Genomic DNA, 2,401 nt, shown 5'->3' with positions numbered 1-2,401 from the left:
TGTCAACGGCGGAGTAAAAGTCGGCCATTGGGCGGCGCAAAATCAGGCCACTTGATCCGCGCCTTGGCGAGCGCTGGGAGGGCGTAGCCCGAGCGGGGGTCGCCAAGGCGCGGATTGTCGGTTTTCAGGGGTTGGGGCGTGCTTTACGTGCCTGGCTTTGGGCCAGGCGATAGCTTTCGCCGTTCATCTCGAGGATGCTGACGTGATGGGTCAGCCGGTCGAGCAGGGCACCGGTCAGGCGTTCGGATCCGAACGTTTCGGTCCATTCATCAAACGGCAGGTTGCTGGTGATCAGGGTCGAGCCCCGTTCGTAACGCTGGGAAATCAGCTCGAACAGCAGCTCCGCGCCGGTCTTTGAGAGGGGAACGAACCCCAGCTCGTCGATGATCAGCAGCCTGTATCCGGCCATTTGCTTGTGGAGGCGCAGGAGGCGCCGCTCATCACGAGCCTCCATCATCTCGCTGACCAGGGCGGAGGCGGTGGTGAACCCGACCGACAGGCCCTGCTGGCAGGCCGCCAGGCCAAGGGCGATAGCGACATGGGTCTTGCCGGTTCCGGAGGGGCCCAGGGCGATGACGTTCTCACGCCGGGTTATCCACTCGCAGCGAGCAAGCTCGAGCACCTGCATCTTGTTAAGCTTTGCGATGGCGGCAAAGTCGAAGCTGTCGAGGGTCTTGACGGCCGGGAAGCGCGCCTCCTTGATCCGGCGCTCAACCTTGCGGCGTTCGCGCTCGATCAGCTCCAGTTCGGCCAGGCGGGCAAGATACCGGACATGATCAAGCCCCTCTGCCGCGCATTGTCGGGCCAGCTTGTCATGCTCGCGCAGGAAGGTTGGCAACTTGAGGGACTTGAGATGGTGCGCAAGCAACATGGCAGGGGCCTGGGCGCTCATGCCGCGTCCTTTGCATCGCCCGACAGGAGCCGCAGATAGGAGCGCGCCGATGTCGTCTCCACCCTGGCTCTGGGCAGGTAGGGATAGAGGGTCAGATCGAGCCTGGCCGGACGGCGCTCGAGGCGGCACAGCACCAGATGCTTCACCGCATCAAAGCTGATCGCGCCCATGGCGATGGCCTGCTTCACGGCCTCGTGCAGGTCGGCGAGCGCAAAGCTCTCGAGCAGGCGCAGCACCTGAATGTACTCACGTCGGCCATGCTGGCCCATCCGCGCTTCCATGAGACGGCGCAGCACGGGAAATCGCTCAGGCAGGTCCCAGCCCTGCAAGGGCGCAGCCTGGTCGAGCGCGCCAGGCTTCTGTTCGATCAGGGCGAGATAGTGAAGGGGGTCGAAGATGACCTCTTCGCGGCGGTAACTGCGAACATGCCGCGCGATGATCTCGCCCCGGCAGCCGATCACCACTTCGTCGACATAACCCCTGATCCACACCTCCTGGTGGCCGAAGCGGGCCGGAACCGAGTAGTCGTTGGTCCGGTAACGGACCAGGGCCTGCGAAGTGACCTGGCCGCTGATCTGGTGGCAGGCCTCGAAGGGCGCTGGTGGCAGTGCCTGCATCGCGGCAAGATCGCGCTGCAGCCGCTCGCCGATCGTCTCGCGTTCGCCGCGAAGTACGGCTTGTTGGCGTCCGCGGCATTGCTCCTCAAGCCACAGGTTGAAATCGTCCCATGTCGCAAACCTGGGCATCGGCACCATGAAGTTGCGGCGGGCAAAGCCGACCACGCCTTCAACGTTGCCCTTGTCATTGCCCTTGCCGGGGCGGCCGTAGCGATCGCGGATCAGGTAATGCGACAAAAAGGCACTGAACAGCGTTGCTCGCTGCCGCGTCCCATCGGGCAGGATCTTCGAGACCAGGCAGCGATCGTTGTCGTAGAGGATCGAAAGCGGCACCGCGCCGAAAAACGCGAAGGCATGAACATGGCCATCCATCCAGGCCTCGGCAACAGCGGCCGGATAGGCCCGTACATAGCAGGCATCGCTGTGCGGCAGATCCAGCACGAAATAATGCGCCTTCTGCACAACCCCGCCGATCTCGACCAACGCCTCCCCGAAATCGGCCTGGGCGTGGCCCGGCGCATGCGCCAGCGGGACAAACACCTCCCGGCTGCGCTGTTCACGCTCGCGGATATAATCCTTGATGATCGTATACCCCCCGGTGAAACCGTGTTCGGCACGCAGCCGATCATACACCCGCTTCGCCGTATGGCGCTGCTTGCGAGGAACAGACCGGTCCCCCTCGAGCCAGCCATCAATGATCGAGACAAAGCCTTCCAGCTTCGGTCGCCGCACTGCAGCCGTCCGCCGATAGCCCGGCGGGGCCGAATACAACAGCATCTTGCGGACCGTATCGCGCGATACGTTGAAATGTCGCGCAGCTGCGCGCTGGCTCATCCCATCAGCGCAGGCAAGCCGAACCTTCAGGTAAAGTTCCACGGTGTAAATCTCCCTG

General features: G+C 63.5%; 2 protein-coding genes. Both read right to left on the bottom strand.

The features are described from left to right. Positions 1–124 precede the first annotated feature (124 nt). Entirely contained in the window at positions 125–892 is a 768-nt protein-coding gene (istB, locus tag C0V72_RS15970) for an IS21-like element helper ATPase IstB (protein ID WP_101795114.1), read from the bottom strand. After that, positions 889–2,385 carry an IS21 family transposase gene (gene istA, locus C0V72_RS15965; RefSeq protein ID WP_143704646.1) on the bottom strand — a complete coding sequence of 499 codons (1,497 nt, stop codon included), beginning with the start codon at positions 2,383–2,385 and terminating at the stop codon, positions 889–891. Before istA ends, istB begins: the two co-directional genes overlap by 4 nt. Between the last annotated feature and the right edge of the window lie 16 nt (positions 2,386–2,401).

Origin of the sequence: Porphyrobacter sp. TH134 (assembly GCF_002855495.1) — a bacterium.
Taxonomy (GTDB): Bacteria; Pseudomonadota; Alphaproteobacteria; order Sphingomonadales; family Sphingomonadaceae; genus Erythrobacter.
This window is presented reverse-complemented; position numbering and strand designations above follow the sequence as displayed.